Raw genomic sequence first — 24,371 nt, forward strand, 5'->3', positions numbered from 1 at the left:
TTCCATTTGTTTTTTATATTACAAAATTACAAAAGGTTTTGAACAGAAATAATGACAAAATCTATTTCATAATTTTATTTACCAAACTGTTATCCTTAATAAAAAACATTAATACTGTAGTTATTAATCCTAATACAAAAGCACCGCTCCATAAAATCACTGAGCCGTAATGCTGATAAACAACTGTTCCAAGCCACGGACCTGCGGAAAAGGCAAAACTAAATGTCATTTGATAATATCCCATATACTCGCCGCGTTTATTTGCCGGTGCAATTTCTGAAGTATATGCTGCAGTAATTGGAAAGAACACCATTTCACCAAATGTAAAAACTACAATTGCTATAACAAGTGGCACTACAGTATTAGCAATTGCAAAGCCGCCAAAACCTATTCCTGCAAGTAACGCTCCAATCATTAATGATTTTTTATACGGTGTGTCATTCATCCAATTGTTAAGCGGAACTTCTAAAAATATTATCAACACAGTATTGATAGCACCAAACAATCCAAATGCCGCAGTTGTATAACCCAAGTCATCAACAATGTATAATGGCAGCGCACCAAGATGCTGGAAGAAAACAAGGTTTGCCGGAATAATAGCAAAAAGGAAAAACAAAAAACTTTTATCGTTTAGTATTTCAAATCGTAACTGTGGTTTTTCTATGCTAACTTCTTCAATTTTTTCTGCCGTTAATGAAGACCATTTTGTTGTGCTCAAATAAATTCCCGCAGCAATAGAAGCAACAGCATTTGCATAAAATAAATAATGGTAGTCTATTAATGTTAAGAATCCACCGATAACAGGGCCTACACTCATTCCGGCATTAATTGCAAGACGGTTGAGTGCAAAAGCAATTCGCCGTTGTGAAGGTGCAACAATCTCAGTAATCATAGAAAGGTTTGCCGGGCGGAATGCCTCGTTAACGGCAGCAAGTATAAAGGATGCAACTAAAATCCAATAATAATCGGATACAAATGAGTAAACAAAAAATAAAATTCCGGAACCAAACAAAGCGAACTTCATTACTTTTAATGAACCAAGTTTATCTGAAAGTTTTCCGGTTATTGGTGCGGCAAGAAATGCTGCGGCACCGTAAACAAGTAAAGCTGTTCCGGCTTCTGCGGGGCTAACACCAATTTTTTTTGTAAGATAAAGTGCAAGAAAAGGAAGAACCATTGTTCCGGAACGATTTATAAGTGATGTAAAAACAACACCCACATATCGTGTGGAAGACCTTTTAATCCTTTATAGGGATTCATAAAAAATTACCAGCCCATTTTCTTTTTTAATTCAGTTATGTGGGCAAGATGATGTTTGCTGTGCCAGGCATAAAGTGCAAGTGTTTTGCTAACAGTAATATTTCCCCAGTCTGGATATTGCATAGTTCTTTCAAACTGTTCATCAGTTAATGAGCTTATAAGAATTACCCATCTGTTGTGAAGTAAATCTAAAAGAGTTAATGAAAGTTCTATTGGTGTTTCAAATATATCTTTCAGTTCTGCCCAAAGTTGTTCTTCATAAGATTTTATTTTGGGATTGTCTTCCGTAAGCGCAAGTTTAAATCTTACATAAGCATTTAAGTGACTATCCGGCAAATGATGAATGACTTGCCTGACAGTCCAACCACCATCACGATAAGGTGTATCTAATTGTTGAACAGAAAGATTTTCAACTTCTTTTCTTAATAATTCCGGAAGTGATTCGATTGTTTTGATAAATTTATTTTGCATTTCTTTTGTAACAATCATATTTCTATCAAACTTGCCAATCGGGTAACTTGGATCTTTTTGCATCGGGACTCATTATAAATTTTTAGCGGGGGAAAGTTAAGAAAAGTATGGATAAGTGACGTGCTGAAAATTACAGACCAATCAGCCGCATAATCAGAAAAACTATTAACCCAAATGTTGCGCCCAGGTAAAGCAAGCGGATGTATTTTCGTCCTTCTTCATCTTTTGATTTAAGTAGTTTAAGAGCTGAATATCCAATTGCAAAATCCATTATGGTAATCGGGATTAAATATATAATTGGAAACCACTTTAACAAAAATGGTATTGTACTTAAAAAAACAACTACAAAAAATATAATCGAACTTATTTTAATAGCCGTTGTTTTACCATGTTTTATTGCAATTGAATTTGAATCAATAAGAAGATCACCTTTTACATCCATTGAATCAGCCGCAATTTCTTCTCCTAAATCTACCAGCGCTGCAATAACAGCAAAGAACATTACAATCTTATTAAATGGTAACCCGACAGAAAGGCCACCAAAAACAAAAGTCATCCCTACAGAAAAACTGACTAGAAGATTTCCAATTATTCCGTGCTTCTTAAATTTTCTATTGTACAAAAATCCTATTACCGTTAAGCCAATAGAAAACAGTAATGCTGAAACGCTTATAAAATAGCTTAACACAAGCCCTGCAAACAATAAAAATATTGAAAGGAACAAAGCTTCTGCAGGAGTGATAAGATTAGATGGAATTGGTCTATGTGGTGCGTTAATTTTATCAGTCTCTAGATCAAAGTAATCATTTGAAACAAGTATTGATGCAGAAATTAGAAAGACTGACAGAGACGCCGCTAATATTAGATTAAATGGAGCGAACTCACCAAGCGCAAATAACTGTCCGAGTATAACACAAATTCCTGCCGCAAGCGGAAGTTCAAATCGTATTAGAGTAAGAAAACCTTTTAGTTTTTTCATACACCAAAAATAAAGATCAAAACAAAAAAAATTAGTACCTGTATAAAATAAAAAGGCACGATTGCCCGTGCCTTAAATTTATGATTTGATATGTACACTTCGACTTCGCTCAATGTGACAAAGCAATTATTTCAACAGCATCAATTTCTTTGTTGCTGAATAATTTTCACCTTCAATCTTGTAGAAATATATTCCTGATGAAATTCCTGATGCATTAAATATCATCTCGTGATACCCTTCTTCAAGTTCGCCGTTAAATATTTCCAACCTTTTCACCAAGACGTTATAAACATTTAGCTTAAGCTTGTTTTAACCGGCAATGCAAACTTAATTGTTGTGTTTGGATTAAATGGATTTGGGTAGTTTTGATACAGATTATAATCCGGTACGGTTTGATAATCTTCAACAACTGTGGGACTATCTTTTACTGCAATTAGATTTTGAGTATGATAAGGAAATGTTGAACTTTTATGTGCACCAATATATAGAGTACCATCTGAACCAATAGCTGGACAAGAATCATATTCAAGATCACCCATATCCAATGTCCATAGAACTGTACCATCAGAATCGAGACAACCAAAGTATGAGGCTATACTTGTGCCAAAATAAACTTTTCCCTCCGCGTCGCAAACTAATTCATGATCAATACGGTTTTGAAACAGATCGTTATTAAAATCAAGAATGGTTGTCCAGTTTTCATTACCATAATAATCCAAAGAAATTATTACACTTTTCTGTACACCATTAATGATTAAATAAGCAGGAAAAATTATATTGCCATTTTTGTCCATTGTCGGACCAGTATAAAGATTATATGAAAATATCTCATATTTCCAATCAATAGTACCATTTGGTTTAAGACAATAAAGAAAACTTTTTGACAGACTCGTATCTCTTCCGAAAATATAAATTTTATTATTGTTATCAATTAGCGGAGTACCCCAATTAATGAGAATCCAGATGAATCTCCAATATTACATTACCTTCCAAATCTGAAGAATTTAATTAGCCAGGGCATTAATCACCCTGTCCGCCGCCATCAAGTAATACATAGTATCACCGGAAGGTGAAAAACATTATTCCTCTAATCCATATCCCAGACCAAGTAATTTTCTTTCTAAGAAACCTTGATGATATTACAACATTATTGTATCCTAGGCTGGTATATATAAATTTCATTCAAATCTATTGAGATTGAATAATTGAAGTCCTATCCTAAGATTCGGGACACTCCATTTATTTTGTCCATCAAATTCAATCGCGTATAAATTACTATTTCTTGAACCAAAATAAATGGTTGAGTCGCTACCTAGTAAAGGCCCCACATTATTAGCATAAGATGTTTCTGTCTCAAATATCCAATTTTCATTTCCGTTTTTATCAAGAGAATAAAAATAATTTACAGTATCTAATGATAAGGCTCTTTCACCCATATAAAGATTATCATTATACCCTATAACCGGACCATAAACTACACCAAGCGGCATATCCTTTTTCCAAATTACATTGTTTGTTCTTGGCCCAACATATTCCGATCTTCCTGTCCCCTGCATATCACCTCGCAGTGTTGGCCAGGGTGAATCCGCTAATGAAGGCCAGGGAATTTTAACTTGCTGTTGACTTTGCAGTTCTGTGGAATAAAAACTGAACAGCAATAGGAATAAAAATATTGTAAATGTTTTCATTATTTAACCACGATTTCAAAATGTACTAAATATAGTTTCAATAGATAATGATTTAAATGAATAGAATAAACCATTTAAAGTCAAATTAAATCTGTGTTTAAATGCTTGCCAATCACCAATAAAAAAGACACGATTGCTCGTGCCTTTTAGAAAATTACTTCACACTTCGTCCCTCGAATACGCTCGGGATGACAACTCAGTGTGACAAAGCAATTATTTCAACAACATCAATTTCTTTGTTGCTGAATAATTTTCACTTTCAATCTTGTAGAAATATATTCCTGATGAAATTCCTGATGCATTAAATATCATCTCGTGATAACCTTCTTCCATTTCACCCTTAAATATTTCTGCAACTTTTTCTCCAAGTGTGTTGTAAACACTTAAGCTTAAGTTTGTTTTAACCGGTAATGCAAACTTAATTGTTGTACTTGGGTTAAATGGGTTAGGATAATTCTGATATAAAGCAAAATCTTTTGGTCCGGTTACTTCAACTTCTATTTCATTGCTGTAGCTAAAAGTTCCATCAAAATCGATTTGCTTTAATCTGTATAAGTATGTTCCAGGTTTTTCATTCTTATCAGAATATGAGTAGAATGTTTTTTCAGTTGTAGTTCCTTTACCACTTACAAATCCAACATTACTGAATTCCGTTTGACCTTTCTCGTTTGACTTTTCACGTTTTTCAATTTGAAATCCATTGTTATTCGTTTCAGTTGCTGTACTCCAGTTAAGAACAACATTTCCATCAACCATTTCTGCATTAAATGAAACCAGTTCAACAGGCACTTCGCTGGAAACTGTCATTGTAATAGGAACAATCATTAATGTGTTTGCGGGATCATTAGTTGTGATTTCCATATCCATAGTATATTCACCAAGTTCCATCCCTTCGGTATCTATCAACAAACCAACATTAATAGAATTACCGCTGTAAATAGTACCAGAATAATTATTTAATGACAACCATTCAGGATCAGCAGCAAGTTGTACGGCTAAATTATTTGCAAGATAAGCGGCATCATAAACTATTTGAAGTCCATCAGTACCTGAACCATTTTCAATTCCAACAGTTGCACTTGTTAAAGTTGCGTTTAAGTTATTGTAATAGAACATAATTCTATCATTTGATTTGATCACAACTTGAAAAGTAAGTGAACCGGTTCCATTGTATTTTTGCCAGTTAGTAAACTGAATAGTAAATTTATCTGTTTCTCTTAAATAATGAACAGTTCCCTGAGTTCTTCCATCAAGATCATCCCAGAAAGGCGCGATGATATTATTAGGTGCCGCCCCATCGGGTATTGCAGCATTGCTGTAATATGAAGATGTTAGAGCGCTAAAACTTAAAAAATCCATTTGTCGTTAAATAGATATCCGAATAATTCGTTCCGTAAAACTTAAAATCAAATCCAATCGGAATTGCATTTGTATATCCATCGTCAAGAGTACCGTTCCAGGTTGTAACTTGTACAGCAATTGGGTTTGCTGCAATATCAGTCCAAACATATGCGGGACCATTAGGATCATTACTGTCTTTCCATCTATAACCAAATACATCAGGACCACCGGCACCTTTAAAACTATAACCTAAATCATTACGTGGAAAATCTTTTTTATCTTCTCCTTTTCCAGTGAACTTTTCGTTAGCTCCAGTTAATACAATCATTACATTATCAGGGAAAGTACTGTTAGTAAGTTCTATTGAATAATCAAGAGTAGAACTCTGTGCAGAGGTATTTGATAATAAAAGAGATTCAGTAAATGTAGTATCAGGAATTGAGAAACAATTCATTGAGTCCACACTAAGTTCTGCAACCGGTGGGAATAAGGTTACACCTGTTGGCACATTAGACATAACAGATTTATTATTCCACATATCCAATGCTTTGGCAGCAAAGTAATATGTTGTATTAAAGTCCAATCCATCAATTGCAAATGATCTTGGAGCACCTAAAGTATCAGAAACTCCGGTAAACAATTTTTGTGATGCGCTATTAAAATCAACATCGTTAGTAATTGGATCTACAGAATACCTTAAATCATAAGACGTAACACCACCCACTGTAGAATCATATGGAGCAGTCCAATTTATTGTTAGCGAATTTGATGTAGCATCTCCAACACTTAAGTCTGTGATTGCATCAGGCGGAGTAGTATCTGGAGGAATCTGACGTACTACAGGCATTGAAGGATCGCCCATTAAATTATACATTTCCATATAGCGAAGTACGGTTGCAGTAACACCACCGTAATGTGTTGCAAGATCAAACTTTGCTTTGTCAAACATTGGTGTAACACGAGTCAACTCTTCTAGAAACATTGCATCAATTAATCTTCTTTCAAGAATATCATCTTCATCCCAATAAGAATTTACAGATGAACCGTAAAATGTTGATCCGCCGTTTGTTGTACGAATCCATGTCTCGCCGAAACTTTCTGCGATTTGATATGATCCGGTAATACATGCAAATGAATAAACAAATGGATACATAACCGTATTTGTTAATGATCTAACTTGTGATTGTGTAAGTTGTGGACCATCAGCCCAGTAAGTTTCTGCGCCGTGTCCGGAATAAATTGCAAATCTTTGGTTAGCATTTAAAGCATCAATCAATTGCTGTGTTGTTGCATTATGAGTAACAGTATAAAGTTTTAGATTCTCCCAACCAGCTGGTTGAAAATGTGTGTTAATAACGTAATTATGTGTTCCTTCAGTAATAGCATAATTATCCGTTGAAGCCATAAAAACATTTTTCTTTGCAACAGTAGCAATGTAGCTTTCCATATAAATGGATTTAGTTAAAGCATTCTGTAGTTCCTGTTCTGTTGTTACTGAAAATCTTCCTATAAATGCATCTGCAAATTTATCCGTGCCTGCAAGCTGTACATAGTTTAAATCTGTATTTGGATTTCCTTCTCCAGTTCCAATCCAAGATGGAATATGCTGAACATCACCAACAAGTAATACAAATTCAGGTCTAGTCTCTGCGTTATCATATCTGGCTTGTATAAATGCTTTGATAGCTGATGTGGTAGTTCCAGTTGTTGTTGTATTAAAAACATCAACTATAAATCCTTGTGCAGATTTATGTGTTATAAAAGAGGCTAATCCTGCTTCAAAAGTTGGTGCTGTAATTATTAAATATCTCATTGAAAGTAAAGATTCTGTTGGTTGGTATCCAACAAGCACATTTTTCAAAAACTCATTATATGTTTCTGATTTATAAACGGAAGATTCTAATTCCGAATTAATGTTTATTTCAAACGATGCTGAATTTGTAATTAAAAGTTTATTATCCTTCGGATTGTATGAGAATGGGAAAACAGTAACCATAACTCCGCTTACGCCGCCTATTACAAATGGTTCAGAAATGCTTACCAAAGGTTTTTCAATTCCTGCCGAACTATAATAATCGGAATTGATAACAAATGGTCTTTCACTTAAAGATCTTTCTCTGCTCCAGTACATTTGTTTGGGATAAACTTTTTTGCTCAGTATCTGTGTTGATTGATCAAAAGAGTTTATGCTAACTGTTGGTTTTTGTTCATCACTGGGAATAAAAAGATTAAAAGATATTTGTGGTATGGCTGGCATTCCAACATCTGGTGTAACACCGTAACCGGGAATTTGAATATCAACAAATTCACCTTCTGCTTCCGTTATTGAAGCAAAATTATATTGTTGTAAAGAAAAGTTAACAACGTAGCCGTTATTTGATTTGGCTACTGAAATTCCCTCTGGTTGAGCAAATATTGTTGTAATCATTAATGAAAATGAAAACGACACAACGAACAAGAAACTGTAAATACGCTTCATCTCTGTTCCTGTATGTGGTTTAAAAATAGCCCCTGTAATAGAGCGGAGTAATTAATTAGACATTATTGTTGGTAAAAATACTTTAAAAGTTGTTCCTTCGCCATAGTCAGATTCAACTTCTATCATTCCGGAGTAAGAATCGATAATACGTTTCACGATTGATAAACCTAAACCTGTGCCGCTAATGTTTTTTGTTTTTTCATTTTTAGCACGGAAAAATTCTGTGAACAATTTGTTCTTTTCTTCGGGTTTTAAACCAATTCCATTGTCTTTTATAGTGGTAAGAAGATAATCATCGGACATAGAAAGTTTTATTGTAATTGTTCCTTGTTCACGATTATACTTAATAGCATTGCTTATTAGATTTGTAAATAATCTTGTAATCTCATCGCTATCAGCCTTTATACATTGCTTGTATTCAGCATGATCAAAGATTACCTGAATTCCTTTTTGTTGATGTCAACCTGGAACAGTTCAAGAATGGATGCTATAACTTCGTGAATACAAACTCGTTTTATTTCACGATGGACTGCTTTCATTTCCATTCGTGATATATCTAAAAGATCATTTACCATTTTTAATAAACCATCTAAACGAATCATCGAGCGGTTTTCATATTCTTTCTTTTGTTCAGGACTAAGCTTAATCGAATCATCATTAAACAATTTTAAAAATCCATATACCGCTGCTATTGGGGCTTTTAGTTCATGAGAAACCATCGATACAAACTGGGATTTTACAAATTCAATTTTTTTAAGCTCGGTTATATCTTTAAAAACTATTACAACTCCTGCAACATTTTCCCCTGGATGAAACACGGCGGATGCAGTTGCTTCGATAAAAAATTCACGATTGGGTTTTAATTCAATCTGTATGGTATAAGAATTATGGTCTGATGATTTTTCATTAACAAACTTTTTAAACAGCGCAAGTATTTCAGGTTTAAGCTTATCTAAAATGTATTCTTCAATGGCAATTCCTGTCAACTCTAAAAACCTTAATGCGGCAGGATTATATAGAACAGCAAGTCCATCCTTATTAACAACCAGAACACCATCTGTAATTGAGTTTACAATAGTGTTCATTCTTGTTTTTTCAAATGCTACTTCAAGCAAACGTTCTTCTCGTTCCTTGTGCCATTTTTCCGCTTCAAGATTTACTAGTCTTATTTGATAACCTTCTTTAAGGTTTGATAAAAGCTCTTCAGGTGTAAATGGTTTTGGTATGTAACTATGCGCGCCTAATCGTGTTGCTTCAACTGCAGTTTCATAACTAGCAAATGCTGTTGCAATAAAGCAAACTGTATTCGGATATTTATCGCGTATTCTTTGAAGAACTTCAAGTCCATCAACATCGGGCATCTTTAAATCAATAACGGCCAGATCGAATTCGGTTTCAGTTCCAAGTTTTATTCCATCAGTTCCGTTTTCTGCAGTTGTTACATCATAGTTTTCGCGGGTAAGTAATCTTTGTGCACCAATCCGAAGACCTTTTTCATCGTCAACAATCAGAACTTTTGGTTTGTAAGTGTTCATATATTTTGTTTTGTTATTCCGGGCTCAACCTGGAATCTATGCTTCAATTTGTAGATTCATGCGAAAGTGGGAATGACATTGAATATATTTTAACGATATTCACATTTCGACTTTGCTGAATGTGACAAATGATTTCTATTTCCTTAACTCAAAAAATGCTTCAAGTTTCTGAACAAATTCTTCTATAACTACTGGTTTATTAAGGAGTGCATCCGCTTTTATCCATTCCTTTTCTTCAGAAGTTGACGCACCAAATTTGAATCCTGTATCGTAAGTTGCTGAAGTAAGAATAAAAACAGGAATATTTTTTCCATAATCATCCCGCTTAATTCTGTAACAAAGTATAAAACCGGAATCATGTTTCTTCCATAATTAAATCGACAACGCAGGCATCTGGTTTTACTTTTTAAAAACCTCAAATCCTTCTTTGCCGCTGTTTGCTGTAATTACTTCATAACCTTTGGATTCAATTAATAATTTATTTTGTTCAAGAAGATCTAAATCGTCATCGACTAATAGAATTTTTTTCTTTGTGCTCATAAAGCTTTCGTTCCTTCGTTTGCTTCAATTATTTTAAATACTTGATGTTTAGGCAACACAACCTTAAATGTCGTACCTTTTCCAATTTCGGATGTAAATGTAATGTTGCCTTTGTGCATTTTTATTATGCCATAGGAAATTGCAAGTCCTAACCCGGTTCCTTTTCCCATACTTTTTGTTGTAAAGAAAGGTGTAAATACTTTACTTTGATTTTCTTTTGGTATTCCATTTCCTGTATCAGCTACCTCAATTTTAATATTATGGTTATCAGATGTAAGATTAACAATAAGTTCTTTGTTTTCAGATTCGTTCATCGCATCACAAGCATTTTTAATAATATTTACTATCACTTGCTTGATCTGATCTTCATCACCTGTCATCAGATAATTGTTCTCTTGCACATCAAATTTAAAAATAATCTGCCTATAAACAGGATTAACAGTAAATGGTTTTAAAACTTCCCTTATTATTTCTATCAAATCAAATTGTTTAAGATTTAATTTCCCCTGTCTTGCAAAGTTTAAGAGATTTGCAACAATATTTTTGCATCTATTTGCTTCTTCAACAATCAACTCTAAATCTTCAGTTCTCTGATCATCATTGTAAATTTTTTCTAAATCTTTTTTTAGCATTGATGCATAAAGCAGAATTGTTCCAAGCGGATTATTTATTTCGTGCGCAACTCCCGCAGCAAGCTGCCCGATTGAAGCAAGTTTTTCAGCAACTCTTAACTGTTCTTCGGTGTCGCTTAGATTGTCGTAAGCTATTTTTAATTCATCCAGAACATATGGCAAGCACATTTCTTTTTCCGCAAGATCTTTTGCTATTGCAACTGCATATTCTCTGCATGTTGGATAACCACATGCACCGCAATTTAATTCATCTTTTGCTTCGTATTTTTTTGTTTGTGCAAGAATCTCTTTAATTTTTTCTTCAGATGGATATGGTCTTCTTTGATTATCAATTCTAAAACTTCTTTGCAGATTTAATTTTCTTGCATTATAAAGATTACTTTTCCAAACGCGTTTATCTACATTATTAATCTTTTCATCAATGTAGTTTATAACTTTCTCTCGTCTTGCATAATAATTTAATTCTGTATCGATTGCTGGTCCGCTAATACAACCTTCACAAAAAAGAATATCTGTAAACTTTGCATTGATATGATTGTTTGAGATCTCTTCAATTATCTCTAATACTTTTTCTTTCCTTCAACAACAATTATATCTTTTTCAAGTATATCGCCGCTAACATCAATAGTTTTAATCAAACCGCCTGCAAGCGGATATGCTTTTCCCATCATAGCATGCGGTTCATCAAAATCACTGTCCTCAAGTTCATCAACCATAATTTTCTGTTCATCAAACATTTGTTTTAGTTCTGTGAACGTTAAGACAGAATCTATAACACCTGCAACATCTTCATCTTGAGCTTCATGTTTCTTTGCAACGCAGGGACCAATAAAAACTATTTTAACATCTTCACCAAGATCTTTTTTAAGATATCTTCCAAGTGCAATCATTGGAGAAACAACTTGTGCAAGATTGGGAACTAGCTCGATGTAATATTTCTGGATAAAACTTACAACGGCAGGACAAGCAGAACTGATAACTGTTTTATCATTATCGGCTTTTATTAAATCCATATAATCATTTGATATAAGATCAGCACCAAAAGCTGTTTCTATAACTTTTGTAAATCCAAGTTTTCTTAGTGCAGCAGGAACTTTTTTATATTCATCCGGAAAGGAAGCTGCAAAAGATGGAGCAACTATTGCAATAGCATTCCCTGATTGAAGTAGATTATATGTGTCGTCAATCTCAGAAAAAATTTTCTTTGCATCCTGTGAGCAAACTTTAACGCAATGTCCGCACGCAATACATCTTTCTTCAATCACTTTTGCCTGCGCATCAATAACACGAATAGCCGCAGCAGGACATTCTCTAATACAAGAGTAACATCTTTTACATCTATCGCTTATTGTGCTAACTATTGCGTGATTCATTATAATTCTTTTATCACTGTGATTCCGGGCTTGACCCGGAATCTTCTTAACTATAAATAGATTCCCACCCTTGCGGGAATGACAAATAAATAATTTTAGTTTTTAAACATCTTTTTTTTATCAAAATATTCTGTATGAAGAATCTCGTGTGCTTTATGCGAATTTGGTTCACCAAAAAATTCTTTGTACAAAGTTTTTACAGATTCATTATCGTGTGATCTTCTCGTCTTTGCATTTTCATCAATCTTGTAAAGTACTTTTATACGCTTCATAACTTTTTCAGGTTTCTGATGAATCGGCTGACCGCCGCCGTTTATACATCCACCGGGACAAGCCATTACTTCTATAAAATGATGTTTGGAAGTTCCATATTGTACCTGATCAAGAATCGGATCAACATTTCCAATTCCGTTTACAACTGCAATGTTAACATTAAGATCACCAATTTTATTGTTGCTTCTTTAACTCCAGCCATTCCACGGATTTCATCAAACTCAACATTCTCAAGTTCAGTTCCTGTCATTTTAAAGTATGCTGTACGTAAAGCAGCTTCCATAACTCCGCCGCTTGTTCCAAATATTGCAGCCGCACCAGTTGATTCACCAAGCGGATTATCAAATTCACTTTCTGGTAAATCATTGAAATCAATTCCTGCAATTTTAAAAATCTTACAAGCTCTCTTGTTGTTAAAACAGCATCCACATCTGCCATTGCATGTTCAGAAAGTTCAGCGCGATTTGATTCATACTTTTTAACTGTGCAAGGCATAATTGAAACAACATAAATATCACCTGGATCAATTCCCATTTTCTTTGCATAATAAGTTTTTAAAACTGCACCTTCCATTTCGTGCGGTGATTTGCAGCTTGATACGTGCTCCAAAACTTCCGGTCTGTTCATCTCAACATATTTTACCCAGCCAGGACAGCAGCTTGTAAACATCGGTAAACTTCCGCCATTTTGTACTCTGTTAATCAACTCAGTAGCTTCTTCCATAATTGTAAGATCAGCAGCAAAGTTTGTATCGAACACTTTTTTAAATCCCAATCTTCTTAAACCTGTAACCAGCAATCCTGTTACATCTGTTCCAAGCGGCATATTATATTCTTCGCCGAGTGAAGCACGTACAGCAGGAGCAACTTGTACTATACAATATTTTTTCTGTTATAAATTGCATTTGCAACTTCTTTAACTGCACTCTTTTCACGCAAAGCTGCAGTTGGACAAACAAGAATGCACTGTCCGCATAAAATACAATCGCTTACATTTAAACCTTTATTATAAGGTGTAGTTACGATTGAAGTGAATCCGCGTTTAGTAAAATCTATTGCGCCAACTTTTTGAACTTCATGACAAACACGAACACATCTGCCGCAAAGAATACATTTTGCCGGATCACGTTCCATTGATGCGCTTGAAATATCAATCGCGTGGCATTTTGTTTCACCAACATAACGATGCTCACGAATTCCGTATTGTTCGGATAAATCCTGAAGCTCACAGTTTTTATTACGCACACAAATTAAACAGTCCTGCGGATGATTTTCTACAAGAAGTTCCACAATTGTTTTTCTTGCTTTGCGCACTCTTGGTGAATCTGTTTCAACAACCAAGTTTTCAGAAACCGGATAAGCACACGAAGGAGTTAATCCTCTGAAGCCTTCAACTTCAACAGCGCAAATTCTGCAAGCACCGGTTGGATCTAAATTCTTTAAGTGACAAAGTGTTGGTATAGATATTCCTACTGATTTAGCAGCATCAAGAATTGTCATTCCTTCTTCTGCATTTACTTTTATTCCATTTATTGTTAACTGAACCATTAATAACTCCGAAAATTCAAATTTATTTTCTTTTTGTCATTCCGAACTTGTTTCGGAATCTCTATTAAATATTATCATCAAAGAACCTGAAACAAGTTCAGGAGAACATTAAACTAATTAATGTTGATCGCTTCAAAGCGACAGACTTCATAACACATTCCGCATTTAACACATTTGTTATCCAATATATAATGTGCTTGTCCTTTTCACCAACTATTGCATCAACAGCGCATTTCTTAACACACAATCCGCAGCCGGTACAAATTTCATTATCAATTGTAAAAGTTAACAACTCTTTGCAAACACCTGAAGAACATTTTCTATCATACAAATGCTCTTCGTATTCGTGACGGAAATATCTTAATCCTGACAAAACAGGATTTGGCGCTGATTGTCCTAATCCGCATAACGATGTATCTTTAATTACATCAGCTAATCTTTGTAGATGAATCATCCCTTTAAATCTTTGCAACTGATTAAGTTTGTTTCCATCATTGCCATAACGCTTTGGAATGCGTTCTATTATTTCCAGCATTCGTTTTGTACCTTCACGACAAGGAACGCATTTACCACAGCTTTCTTCCTGAATGAATGTTAAGAAATATTTTGCAACATCAACCATACAGGTTTCCTGATCCATCACAACAAATCCGCCTGATCCCATCATCGCGCCAACTTCTTTTAGTGATTCATAATCAACCGGAGTATCAATTACGCTTTCAGGCAAGCATCCGCCTGATGGCCCGCCGATTTGAACTGCTTTAAATTCTTTTTGTCAGGTATTCCGCCGCCGATTTTAAAAACAATATCACGTAAAGTTGTTCCCATCGGAACTTCGACTAATCCGGTATTCTTTACGTTACCGCTTAATGCAAAAACTTTTGTGCCTTTTGATGATGCAGTTCCTACCGATGAAAACTTTTGTGAACCCATCATTATTATCGGCGGAACATTTCCAAAAGTTTCTACATTATTAATAACAGTTGGTTTGCCAAATAATCCGGCAATTGCCGGATATGGCGGACGAGGTTTTGGCATTCCGCGTTTACCTTCAATCGAACCAATAAGTGCGGTTTCTTCACCGCAAACAAATGCGCCCGCACCTTTTTTAATTTTTATGTGAAGTGAAAATCCGCTGTTAAGAATGTTATCACCAAGAATTCCATACTCTTCACATTTGCTGATCGTATTTTGCAATCTTGAAATTGCCAATGGATATTCAGCACGGCAATAAATGTAAGCTATGCTTGCACCTATTGCATAAGCTGCTATTGCCATTCCTTCAACAACTCTGTAAGGATCGCTTTCTAAAAGCGATCGATCCATAAATGCGCCAGGATCACCTTCATCAGCATTACATATTAAATATTTTTGTTCTGATTCTTGTTTAAGTGCTAGTTCCCACTTCTTTCCTGTAGGAAATCCGCCGCCACCGCGACCTCTTAATCCGGCATCTAAAACTTCTTTGATAACTTCTTCAGGTTTCATTAATCTTAAAACTTTATCAAAAGCTTTAAAGCCGCCGTGTGCTAAATAAGCATCTATAGAAATCGGATTAACAACTCCGCAGTTTGCAAGTACAATTTTTTGTTGATGTTCAAAAAACGGAACTTGTTTTAAGCTTATAACACCGTTTGATTTTCCATGACTGCCAAGAATTTTTTCTTTATAAACTTCTTTATCAACTAAAGTAGTTTTAATAAATCTTGAAACATCCTTAACTGTAATTTCCTGGTAAGATATTCTGTCTTTGCCCGGAAGTTTTATATCAACAATTGGTTCAACAGCGCAGTAGCCAATACAGCCTGTTCCTTCAATTGTTGCTTCGATGTTTAATTTTTTTAATTCTGCTTCAATTGCTTCTTTAACTTTAGCTGCACCTGATGCAAGACCGCACGTTCCCATTCCAATAATTATTATTGGGAGATCATGTTCTTCATATTTTAAATGTTTGCGTAATGATGATATTTCGTGTTCGCATTTATCATCGTGATGACAAAGCGGGCCTTCTGTGCAGCATTGAATAAAATGTTCGCAAGGCTTATCTGTTGTGTGCCAGCATTTTTCGCAGCAAAGTTGATTAAAATCTTTCATTTAGTTGCCTCAGCAGTCTCAGTCTTTTTAGCTGTCTGATATTTTTTCAAAATCTTTGGTATATCTTTTACAGTTATTCTTCCGTGATAATCATCATTAACTAAAATGACCGGAGCGATTGAACAAGCTCCGATACAATTAACAACTTCAAGAGTAAATTTTTTATCGCGTGTTGTATGTCCTGCCAAAACTCCTAATTCCGCTTCTAACGCAAAAGTATATTTGCAGAATTTTTAACATGGCAAGCTGTTCCGCGGCAAACACGAATAATATTTTCGCCAAGCGGCATTAAACGGAATTGATTATAAAAAGTTGCCACACCATAAACTCGGCTAAGCGGAACTTTTACAAAATCAGAAATATCTCTTAAAGCATTTTCGGGTAAATAACCATAGATGTTTTGTACGTCCTGAAGAAGGGGATTAATGTGCTTCTGTCATTCGGTTGGTAGTTTTCAAATATTTTATTGTGCATTTTTTCCTCAAGTGTTTCGTATAGTCGCTTGAGTTGTGCATGCAAAATGCCAGATAAGTTAAAACAAAAAGCGCTTTTAAGTAAAAAATTCACATCAATAAATAATAATTAGCAATTAACTTTTCTTGCTTTTGAGAAGTGATTTATTGAATGATGGAAATGATAATAAATATTAAAATATAAAAATTATTCAAAAATACTTGATCATTATATAGTTTTTGAATAAGTTCAAGTTACTACAAACGATATTGAGCGAATATCAAATAAAAATTAATTTCATACATCAATCATTAGGAGGTTCTATGTACAAATTATTTTCCGTTTTTTTAATTGGCGTACTTTTATTGGGAGCAGAAATTACAGCGCAATCAATAACTGTCGGCGTTGGTCAGTATTTTACTGCTTTAAATACCTATGGTCCTATGAGATCTAACACAACGGCAGATCATTGGAACAGGCACGCATATATATATCCTGCTACAGGGCTCACAGGGTTAGGTCATATGGTGCAAATATTGGGAGCATTGAGTTTTTTAAATATGAAGCACTCGACTATATAGGTGGTGAAACATTTAAGATATATATTAAAAATACCTCTGATCCTGATTGGGGTACGGCTGCTCTGGATTGGCCAACTGCCATTACCGGCGCTACTTTAGTTTTTGATGGCGCTCCTCAAGCAAACGTAGCCGGTGATCAGGGATTTAAGAAGTTCTTTTTCTCATCACCTTATACATATGATACTACAAACGGACATAATCTGGCAATATTGGTTGATTACTATCAACCAACTGCTCAGGCTACAGCAATAAGTTGGTTATATGATAGTGACGTTTCATTTCCTCCTTATGCTGCAAATCAATGTAAATATATTAGTGGTACAGGCATCCCTACAAACTCTTTAACTTCTTCAAATGTAAGGCATCCTTATCTAAAGATTAATATTCCGACTGCTATTAATATGGAAGCAACTGCCGTTATACAGCCAAGTCCAACTTCAACTTTGTATGGAAGTTCCCCAGTTGAGGCTAGGTATACTAATACCGGCTTAAATGCGATTTCTAATGGAAACGCTGAAGTTAAAATATTTGACCCGGGTATGAGTCTAGTTTATACTGGTACTGGTGTTTTTGCATCTGTTCTACCAAATGAATTTGTTGATGTGCCATTTTCACAGACATTCACTCCTACAACCTCCGGATTTTATACAGTTCAATCTGTAGTATCTGTTACAGGTGATCTTTACCCTGGAGATGATACCTTGACTACGACGATCAATGTAGTAGTACCGACTTTTCCTGTTGTTATTTGTTATAGCAGAGCTACAGCAAATGAAAGATCAAATATTGATAGTGTTCTGCTAGCATTAGCCACTTTTAATTTCACATCATTTGATACACTTAACAGGGATTTCGGAACCCCCGACTTAACTCACTGGGAAACTGTAATATGGTGTGAAGAAAGTTCAATACCTGCCCTAGAAATTCAAGCTATAGAAGATTTTCTAGACGGCGGTACAACTGGAATGCAAAAATCACTTCTGATTGCAGGAGACGATATTGGGTACTACCATGGCAGATTAGCTTCAACAACTTATGATTCAGTTTTTTATAGTGAATACCTCCATGCTTTATATTTCGCGGATGATGGGAATGGTACAGCAGATCAAAGTAGGATTTGTGGTGTTGCTGTTAATCCAGGTCTGTGTGATTCTCTTACATCATCATTTCCGGATGGTATTGGAGTAGTGAATGGCAGCGTGGTAGCCTATCGATTTAATGATCTTCCCGCAGCAAGCGACACTGTTATAAGTGTTGCTTTTGACGGTACTACATATAACGTACTCTACCATGCATCGAATTTAGAGAAATCGTTATACCTGTTACTGAAGATGTAAGTCAAATAATGTTAGGTTCATTATCTTGGATAGTTGGCGCCGGCGGATCGATTCCGGTAGAACTAACATCATTTACTTCTGTAGTCAGAGATAATGATGTAACTTTAAACTGGAAGACTGCAACTGAAACTAATAACAGTAGTTTTGTAGTTGAAAGAAAATCAAACCACAATAGTCAATTCACTCAGATTGCAAATATTCCAGGTAGAGGGACCACAACTGAGCCTGTAAGCTATTCATATACTGATGTAGATCTAGTTGCTGGTACTTACACTTACAGACTAAAGCAAATTGATTTAGATGGTACCTTTGATTATATCGGTTCCATAGAAGTGGAAGTTGTTCCTCCAAAAGTATTTGCTCTTGAACAGAATTATCCAAATCCGTTTAACCCAACAACCACAATAAAGTATTCAGTTCCAACTTCTGGATTGGTAAATTTGAGTATCTTTAATGTTTTAGGAGAGAAGGTTACTGATTTGATTAACAAAGAAGTAGAGGCTGGTTCTTATGAACTAAACTTTAATGCTTCAAACTTATCAAGCGGTGTTTACTTCTATAAACTAGAAGCTGGTAGTTTTACATCTATCAAGAAAATGATGCTTATTAAATAGCATCAAAATTAGAATGACAAAAAAGCCAGACAATTGTCTGGCTTTTTTATTGGTCTACTTTTTAATTTTTATCTTGTCCCATTCAGCAAAAGCATCTGTAAACGGAACGAGGGCTCTTGGTATTGCTCCATTCATAAATGATGTTATCACACCATATGTTACAACAGGAACATCCATAAGTTTTGCTTCATTAATTCTAGTCTGCAAGGCTCTGTGCGTTAACAAACATCCACCACAATGAACAACAAGTTTGTATTCAGATAAATTGTCAGGCAGATCATTGCCGTGAACAATATCTATATGCAATTCTTTTTTTGTATAACTGCGAAGCCATTTAGGAATCTTTACTGTTCCAATATCATCTTCCAGAGTATGATGAGAACAGACTTCAGCGATTAGTACTTTATCTCCGCTTTTAAGCCCATCAATTTTTCTTAATCCTTTGATGAACAAAGGAAGATCGCCCCTGTGGCGTGCAATTACAAGTGAAAAAGTAGTAAGCCTAATTTGGGGAGGAATATCTTCTATAATACGAGTTACTGAATTACTATCAACAATAACTAGATCAGGATAAGATTTTAGATTATTTAAAGTTGATACAAGTTCTTTCTCGCGACAAACAGTTATTATCGCATTCTCATCAAGCGCTTCTCTTATCATATGAACCTGAGAAAGAATTAATTTTCTGTAAGGCAATGTGTGATCAGCAGGAATAACCATTACAACAACATCACCTTGCTTTACAATATCTTTAACTAACGGCGGTTCATCATCCTCTGGAAGTAGTCTAATCATTCTGCGTTTAAGTTCTTCAATTCCCGCTTTCTCTTTACAAGAAACTTCAAAATGTGTCATCCTAAGTTCTTTAAGTTCTTCTAGTAAAACAGGATTAACACCAAACTCAATTTTATTTACTGCTACGATGTAATTTATCTGAAGTTTATCAAGATATGCAAAAAGTTCAAGTTCCTTGCTTTGCAAAGTTTCACGAGCATCAAGAACAACCAATGCAAAATCTGATGAAGATAAAATTTTTATTGTTTCTGTAATTCGCTGTCTGCCTAGTTCACCTTCGTCATCAATACCAGCAGTATCTACAATTACAACAGGACCATAAGGTAGTAGTTCGTACTTTGTGCTAACTGAGTCGGTGGTAGTGCCCGCAACATCAGAAACCTCAGAAACATTTTTCTCAAGCAGAGAATTTACAAGCAAAGATTTGCCTACATTTCTTCTTCCAACTATGGCTATATGCGGGCGATTTGAATCAACATTCATAAAGATTTGGACTTTCTGTATCTACGATATTTGATAAACACCTAAATTTATTAGGCATATACCACTTCCCTGAAAAAGTCAAAGTTCAAAAAATGTTCCATAGTATAAACCTTCTTTATTTTCAGATATGTTTGCTTTTATGAATGAATATTATTTCACAATTGTGTAGTAATACCAAGATCAAAAAATCATTTCTCTGAATTAAGAAATTATTGAGCTTGACAATTGAATATTAATTCTCCTTTTTTGAAGTAGATATTTTTAATCATTTTCGTTCGGGGACTTTTATGAAAAAGATCATTATTGTTTTCGCTTTCCTTCTTACACTTTCATTTCAAATAAATGCACAGTGGTTTTGGCAAAATCCTTTGCCGCAGGGAAATGATCTATACTCAGTGTGTTTTATTGATGAAAATATTGGTTGGGCTGTTGGAAATGCCGGTACATTTCTAAAAACTATAGATGGCGGTATCAGTTGGATAAACCAAGCGAGCAATGTTACTGACCAGATTAATGATATTTGTTTTACAGATATAAATAATGGCTGGTGTGTAGGGGCTTATGGTACAATTTTGAATACATCGGATGGGGGCGTAAACTGGACAAAACAAATAAGCGGAACAACTGAATGGATTAATTCAGTTTACTTCCGAAATATTTATGAAGGTTGGGCTGTTGGCAACAATGGAGTAATACTAAAAACTGTAGATGGTGGAACGACTTGGGAAAGTGAATTAAGTGGAACGATTAATATACTTTCAGATGTTTTTTTTATAAATAGTAATTTGGGGTGGTCTGTTGGAAACCAAGGAACAATTTTAAAAACTAATGATGGTGGGCAAAACTGGTCAGTTAAACCAATAGGGATTAACAACTGGCTTGGGTCGATATATTTTATAGACGAAAATATTGGGTGGTCTGTTGGTTCTTATGGTACAATCCTTAAAACATTTGATGGCGGCGAAAATTGGACAATTCAATCTGCTGACACTAATGCTTGGTTTTCTTCAATTCATTTCTTTGACAATGACATTGGCTGGATTGTTGGGCAAAATGGATTAATTCTTAAAAGCACAAATGGCGGGAGCACTTGGGATAATCAACCATCAGGTACGGCAGGTAATCTTATTGATATTGACATTATTAATCAAAATAGCAGCTGGATAGCAGGTTTAAATGGAGTTATCCTTAAAACAACGGATGGTGGGACTGGGTGGTCAAAACAATCTCTTGGAACAACAAATAATCTTTATTCAATTTCATTAATAAATCCTACGCTGGGATGGGCAACTGGTCAAAATGGTACGATATTAAAAACCACAAATGGAGGAAATAGCTGGAATAATAGACAAAGTGGAGTTTTGGAAGATCTAAAATCTATCTATTTTATCGATAGCTTATATGGTTGGACTGTAGGAAAAAATGGTTTAATCCTTAATACTACTGATGGGGGATAAATTGGGAAACACATTCAAGTGGAACAACTAGCTACTTAAATTCTGTATTTTTATAAATAAAAACGAAGGCTGGACTACAGGGGTTATCCATATTCAGGTACTATATTGCACTCAACTGATGGCGGTATAAGCTGGAATCATCAATTATTTGGAGAATTATCACATTTAGAATCAATATATTTTGTTAATAGTGAGGTCGGCTGGGCAGTTGGTTATGCGGGTACAATTCTCAAGACAACAAATGGTGGAATTAATTGGTTTCACAATTTAGTAACTCAATTGAGTGGCTTTTCTCGGTACACTTTATAGATGAAAATGTTGGTTGGGCGGTTGGAAATGCTGGTACTATTTTAAAACAACTAATGGAGGAAATAATTGGGTAACTAAAGTGAGTGGAACACAAGTAGTTCTTTATTCGGTCAACTTTAGTAATAACAATATTGGTTGGGTTGCAGGAAATGGAGGTCTAGTATTGAAGTCCACAGACGGAGGTGAAACTTGGGACATACAATTAAAAGAACAAATAAATCTCTTCATTCAATTAATTGCATTGATGAGAATAATGTCTGGCTTGTTGGTGATGGAGGTTCTATTCTCCATACAACAAACGGTGGTGTTACTTTTATTGAAGATGAAAAAAACTCAACTCAACCACAAGAATTTTTACTACAACAAAACTATCCAAACCCATTTAATCCAAGCACAAAAATCAGTTGGCAATCTCCAGTCAGCAGTTGGCAAACTGTAAAGATTTATGACATTTTAGGAAATGAGGTTGCTACTTTGGTTAACGAATATAGACAAGCTGGAAATTATGAGGTAGATTTCGAGTCCACTGTCGGCAACCATCAGTTAGCAAATGGAGTTTACTTTTACAGACTTCAAGCTGGAGAATTTGTTGAAACAAAGAAAATGGTACTGCTTAAATAATTTACCTAAGAACTTTCGGGATACTGTTTTTTAAGCTCAGACATACCTTTGGGATTACCAATGATTGTTAGCCTGTCCCCTTCTATTAAAACAGTATTTCCTTTCGGAATGATGGTTTCTCCGCTTCTTCTTACCATTGCAACAAGGCAATCTTCGGGGAATTTTATTTCTTTTAACTGTTTATTCAAAAGCAACGATGTATGTGTAGTTCCATCCCACAACTAGGAAAAGCATCTGTCTTCATGCAACATCACTTCTTTTATTTCCTGATCATCCTTTGCTGTTTTCCATTCTTCTACAAAAACTTTCTTCATCCACCTTCCGGCTATCTGCGCTAATATTCTAAGATGCTGTGTGGGATCTTTTCAGGACTAACTAAAAGATTGCATTAACATCTTGTTCTTCTTCATCCAAAATCAGTTAACATTTTTTGAATTTCATATGCACACCTTTATTTGCACGGACAAGCACCATTTCTGCTTGCTGCAAACCAAGCAATCTTAAATGTGGTAATGCAATTCCATATTGGAATGTTGTAACCCATCTCAGTGTTCCTTCCTAAGAATTGTTTTTGGATTTGTTCCGCAGTATGCTGAACAAATTGGGATACCACTCGAAGCGTTTTAACAACATCCTCTAAATTTCTGTTTTTCATCTAAATCTATAACATTACTTCTGGTAACAATTTCATCAAAAGGATCCCGAATCTCTCAAACCTTTATCTTTTAAATACCCCGCATTTCCCCTTCAAGCCTGCGTATCGTTGTCTTCCTAATCTTTCCAAAGATGTGATAAATGGCTCGGTTCGTACAACTCTTTTTGCGTATGAGAAATGCCATATAATCCTGCGACCACTGGCCAGTGGAAAAAATAATTGAAAGCCAACCCATCTCGTAATAAATACTATTGGAAGAATGATTTGGCTTAATTTGCATCCAAGGGTATAGAGGGGTGATTTTAAATCCGGATCATAAGATTCAATTCTGCTTTCTCTTATAATAACAATCACGGCTTCAAAGCAAACAAATCTCCAAACATTAAAAAGCTAGAATGCGCTGGCAAGTTTTAGCAATCTTAATCGGGTTCAAAAACGGGAATTATTGAAACAATAGCAGTAATTGTTAATATTAGAGATATAACTGGTGCCCCAAAATGATTACAGGCTTCCTGAATATTTTTAGGAAGAATATGGTCCCCTCTTCCATTGCTAAGAGGGATATATTGAAGCACTCATAATTCCTGCATTAGCAACAGAGATGAAAGAAATAATTGCAACTATAGATAGTAAAATCATATTTACTCTGCCCAGTATGGGGATTGGCTGCTGTAACCACTGAGTTAAATTCGATAAGTTCATTCATTGGAATTACATTGACCATTATCAAGGTACCAACAAAATAAATTATCCTTGGCAATTGCCAAGAGAAAGAAATATTCCAAGGGAATATTTGTTTATTCTCCCCTACCGGATTTTCAATTTCCTCAGAGAGACTTGCAATATTTGTGATG

At 35.0% G+C, this 24,371-nt stretch carries 18 protein-coding genes and 5 pseudogenes; 5 read left to right on the forward strand and 18 right to left on the reverse strand.

All coding sequences use genetic code 11. The annotated features are described in order from the left end of the window. Window positions 1-61: 61 nt before the first annotated feature. From IPJ23_18360 to nuoE, 14 genes and pseudogenes are all read right to left on the reverse strand, one after another. On the reverse strand, window positions 62-1,219 hold the full coding sequence (locus IPJ23_18360) for an MFS transporter (protein MBK7632616.1): 1,158 nt from the start codon (window positions 1,217-1,219) through the stop codon (window positions 62-64). 47 nt (window positions 1,220-1,266) lie between these two features. Further along, on the reverse strand, window positions 1,267-1,794 hold the full coding sequence (bstA, locus tag IPJ23_18365; GenBank protein ID MBK7632617.1) for a bacillithiol transferase BstA: 528 nt from the start codon (window positions 1,792-1,794) through the stop codon (window positions 1,267-1,269). Window positions 1,795-1,861: 67 nt separating this feature from the next. Beyond that, on the reverse strand, window positions 1,862-2,710 hold the full coding sequence (locus tag IPJ23_18370) for a UbiA family prenyltransferase (GenBank protein MBK7632618.1): 849 nt from the start codon (window positions 2,708-2,710) through the stop codon (window positions 1,862-1,864). Window positions 2,711-2,836: 126 nt separating this feature from the next. Next, complete coding sequence (locus IPJ23_18375) at window positions 2,837-2,977, reverse strand: T9SS type A sorting domain-containing protein (protein MBK7632619.1); 141 nt, start codon at window positions 2,975-2,977, stop codon at window positions 2,837-2,839. A 26-nt stretch (window positions 2,978-3,003) separates the two neighbouring features. After that, the gene (locus IPJ23_18380) at window positions 3,004-3,504 is read right to left on the reverse strand and encodes a hypothetical protein (GenBank protein MBK7632620.1); all 501 of its coding nucleotides are present in this window, start codon (window positions 3,502-3,504) and stop codon (window positions 3,004-3,006) included. 384 nt (window positions 3,505-3,888) lie between these two features. Next, complete coding sequence (locus IPJ23_18385) at window positions 3,889-4,398, reverse strand: PQQ-like beta-propeller repeat protein (protein ID MBK7632621.1); 510 nt, start codon at window positions 4,396-4,398, stop codon at window positions 3,889-3,891. A gap of 213 nt (window positions 4,399-4,611) precedes the next feature. Continuing rightward, a complete protein-coding gene (locus tag IPJ23_18390; protein ID MBK7632622.1) occupies window positions 4,612-5,757 on the reverse strand; it encodes a T9SS type A sorting domain-containing protein in 1,146 nt (381 codons plus the stop codon). Then, entirely contained in the window at window positions 5,738-8,218 is a 2,481-nt protein-coding gene (locus tag IPJ23_18395; protein MBK7632623.1) for a hypothetical protein, read from the reverse strand. Before IPJ23_18395 ends, IPJ23_18390 begins: the two co-directional genes overlap by 20 nt. 51 nt (window positions 8,219-8,269) lie before the next feature. Beyond that, window positions 8,270-9,753 (reverse strand): annotated as a pseudogene (locus tag IPJ23_18400) (response regulator). Window positions 9,754-10,152: 399 nt separating this feature from the next. Further along, window positions 10,153-10,293, reverse strand: a complete 141-nt coding sequence (locus IPJ23_18405) for a DNA-binding response regulator (GenBank protein MBK7632624.1) — start codon at window positions 10,291-10,293, stop codon at window positions 10,153-10,155. Further along, window positions 10,290-12,298, reverse strand: a pseudogene (locus IPJ23_18410) (4Fe-4S binding protein). Before IPJ23_18410 ends, IPJ23_18405 begins: the two are co-directional and overlap by 4 nt. A gap of 95 nt (window positions 12,299-12,393) precedes the next feature. Further along, window positions 12,394-14,118: pseudogene (locus IPJ23_18415) on the reverse strand (iron hydrogenase small subunit). Between the two features lie 113 nt (window positions 14,119-14,231). Then, window positions 14,232-16,212: pseudogene (locus IPJ23_18420) on the reverse strand (NADH-quinone oxidoreductase subunit NuoF). Continuing rightward, window positions 16,209-16,686 (reverse strand): annotated as a pseudogene (gene nuoE / locus IPJ23_18425) (NADH-quinone oxidoreductase subunit NuoE). The pseudogenes IPJ23_18420 and nuoE overlap by 4 nt, the downstream one beginning before the upstream one ends. Before the next feature lie 448 nt (window positions 16,687-17,134). Between nuoE and IPJ23_18430 the strand changes: the two are divergent. Beyond that, window positions 17,135-18,583: a hypothetical protein gene (locus tag IPJ23_18430; GenBank protein ID MBK7632625.1), complete on the forward strand. Its 1,449-nt coding sequence runs from the start codon at window positions 17,135-17,137 to the stop codon at window positions 18,581-18,583. An 8-nt stretch (window positions 18,584-18,591) separates the two neighbouring features. After that, window positions 18,592-19,197: a T9SS type A sorting domain-containing protein gene (locus IPJ23_18435; protein ID MBK7632626.1), complete on the forward strand. Its 606-nt coding sequence runs from the start codon at window positions 18,592-18,594 to the stop codon at window positions 19,195-19,197. 54 nt (window positions 19,198-19,251) lie between these two features. Here the strand turns inward: IPJ23_18435 and hydF are convergent, their stop codons facing one another. Beyond that, on the reverse strand, window positions 19,252-20,475 hold the full coding sequence (gene hydF, locus IPJ23_18440) for a [FeFe] hydrogenase H-cluster maturation GTPase HydF (GenBank protein MBK7632627.1): 1,224 nt from the start codon (window positions 20,473-20,475) through the stop codon (window positions 19,252-19,254). 287 nt (window positions 20,476-20,762) lie between these two features. Between hydF and IPJ23_18445 the strand changes: the two genes are divergently transcribed. The 3 genes from IPJ23_18445 to IPJ23_18455 all read left to right on the forward strand — a co-directional run bounded on the left by IPJ23_18445 (window position 20,763) and on the right by IPJ23_18455 (window position 22,862). Further along, window positions 20,763-21,932, forward strand: coding sequence for a hypothetical protein (locus IPJ23_18445; GenBank protein ID MBK7632628.1), 1,170 nt, complete (start codon window positions 20,763-20,765; stop codon window positions 21,930-21,932). 105 nt (window positions 21,933-22,037) lie between these two features. Next, the gene (locus IPJ23_18450) at window positions 22,038-22,241 is read left to right on the forward strand and encodes a hypothetical protein (protein ID MBK7632629.1); all 204 of its coding nucleotides are present in this window, start codon (window positions 22,038-22,040) and stop codon (window positions 22,239-22,241) included. A gap of 189 nt (window positions 22,242-22,430) precedes the next feature. Next, the gene (locus IPJ23_18455; protein ID MBK7632630.1) at window positions 22,431-22,862 is read left to right on the forward strand and encodes a T9SS type A sorting domain-containing protein; all 432 of its coding nucleotides are present in this window, start codon (window positions 22,431-22,433) and stop codon (window positions 22,860-22,862) included. A gap of 5 nt (window positions 22,863-22,867) precedes the next feature. Here the strand turns inward: IPJ23_18455 and IPJ23_18460 are convergent, their stop codons facing one another. The 3 genes from IPJ23_18460 to IPJ23_18470 form a co-directional block, all read right to left on the reverse strand. Then, on the reverse strand, window positions 22,868-23,056 hold the full coding sequence (locus tag IPJ23_18460) for a TrkA C-terminal domain-containing protein (protein ID MBK7632631.1): 189 nt from the start codon (window positions 23,054-23,056) through the stop codon (window positions 22,868-22,870). Window positions 23,057-23,313: 257 nt separating this feature from the next. Then, entirely contained in the window at window positions 23,314-23,517 is a 204-nt protein-coding gene (locus IPJ23_18465) for a hypothetical protein (protein ID MBK7632632.1), read from the reverse strand. 419 nt (window positions 23,518-23,936) lie between these two features. Then, window positions 23,937-24,092 (reverse strand): hypothetical protein, encoded by a 156-nt coding sequence (locus IPJ23_18470; protein ID MBK7632633.1) that lies wholly within the window; start codon window positions 24,090-24,092, stop codon window positions 23,937-23,939. Window positions 24,093-24,371: the final 279 nt, after the last annotated feature.

The organism is Ignavibacteriales bacterium (genome assembly GCA_016709765.1).
In the GTDB taxonomy this organism is placed as follows: Bacteria; Bacteroidota; Ignavibacteria; order Ignavibacteriales; family Ignavibacteriaceae; genus IGN3.

What these genes read in the sequence shown, in the direction of transcription:
- bstA (MBK7632617.1), bottom strand. Translation starts at nt 1,794, where the DNA reads ATGCAAAAAGATCCAAGTTACCCGATTGGCAAGTTTGATAGAAATATG.
- IPJ23_18370 (MBK7632618.1), bottom strand. Translation starts at nt 2,710, where the DNA reads ATGAAAAAACTAAAAGGTTTTCTTACTCTAATACGATTTGAACTTCCG.
- IPJ23_18380 (MBK7632620.1), bottom strand. Translation starts at nt 3,504, where the DNA reads ATGGACAAAAATGGCAATATAATTTTTCCTGCTTATTTAATCATTAAT.
- IPJ23_18385 (MBK7632621.1), bottom strand. Translation starts at nt 4,398, where the DNA reads ATGAAAACATTTACAATATTTTTATTCCTATTGCTGTTCAGTTTTTAT.
- IPJ23_18390 (MBK7632622.1), bottom strand. Translation starts at nt 5,757, where the DNA reads ATGGATTTTTTAAGTTTTAGCGCTCTAACATCTTCATATTACAGCAAT.
- IPJ23_18395 (MBK7632623.1), bottom strand. Translation starts at nt 8,218, where the DNA reads ATGAAGCGTATTTACAGTTTCTTGTTCGTTGTGTCGTTTTCATTTTCA.
- IPJ23_18405 (MBK7632624.1), bottom strand. Translation starts at nt 10,293, where the DNA reads ATGAGCACAAAGAAAAAAATTCTATTAGTCGATGACGATTTAGATCTT.
- IPJ23_18435 (MBK7632626.1), top strand. Translation starts at nt 18,592, where the DNA reads ATGTTAGGTTCATTATCTTGGATAGTTGGCGCCGGCGGATCGATTCCG.
- hydF (MBK7632627.1), bottom strand. Translation starts at nt 20,475, where the DNA reads ATGAATGTTGATTCAAATCGCCCGCATATAGCCATAGTTGGAAGAAGA.
- IPJ23_18445 (MBK7632628.1), top strand. Translation starts at nt 20,763, where the DNA reads ATGAAAAAGATCATTATTGTTTTCGCTTTCCTTCTTACACTTTCATTT.
- IPJ23_18465 (MBK7632632.1), bottom strand. Translation starts at nt 23,517, where the DNA reads ATGAAAAACAGAAATTTAGAGGATGTTGTTAAAACGCTTCGAGTGGTA.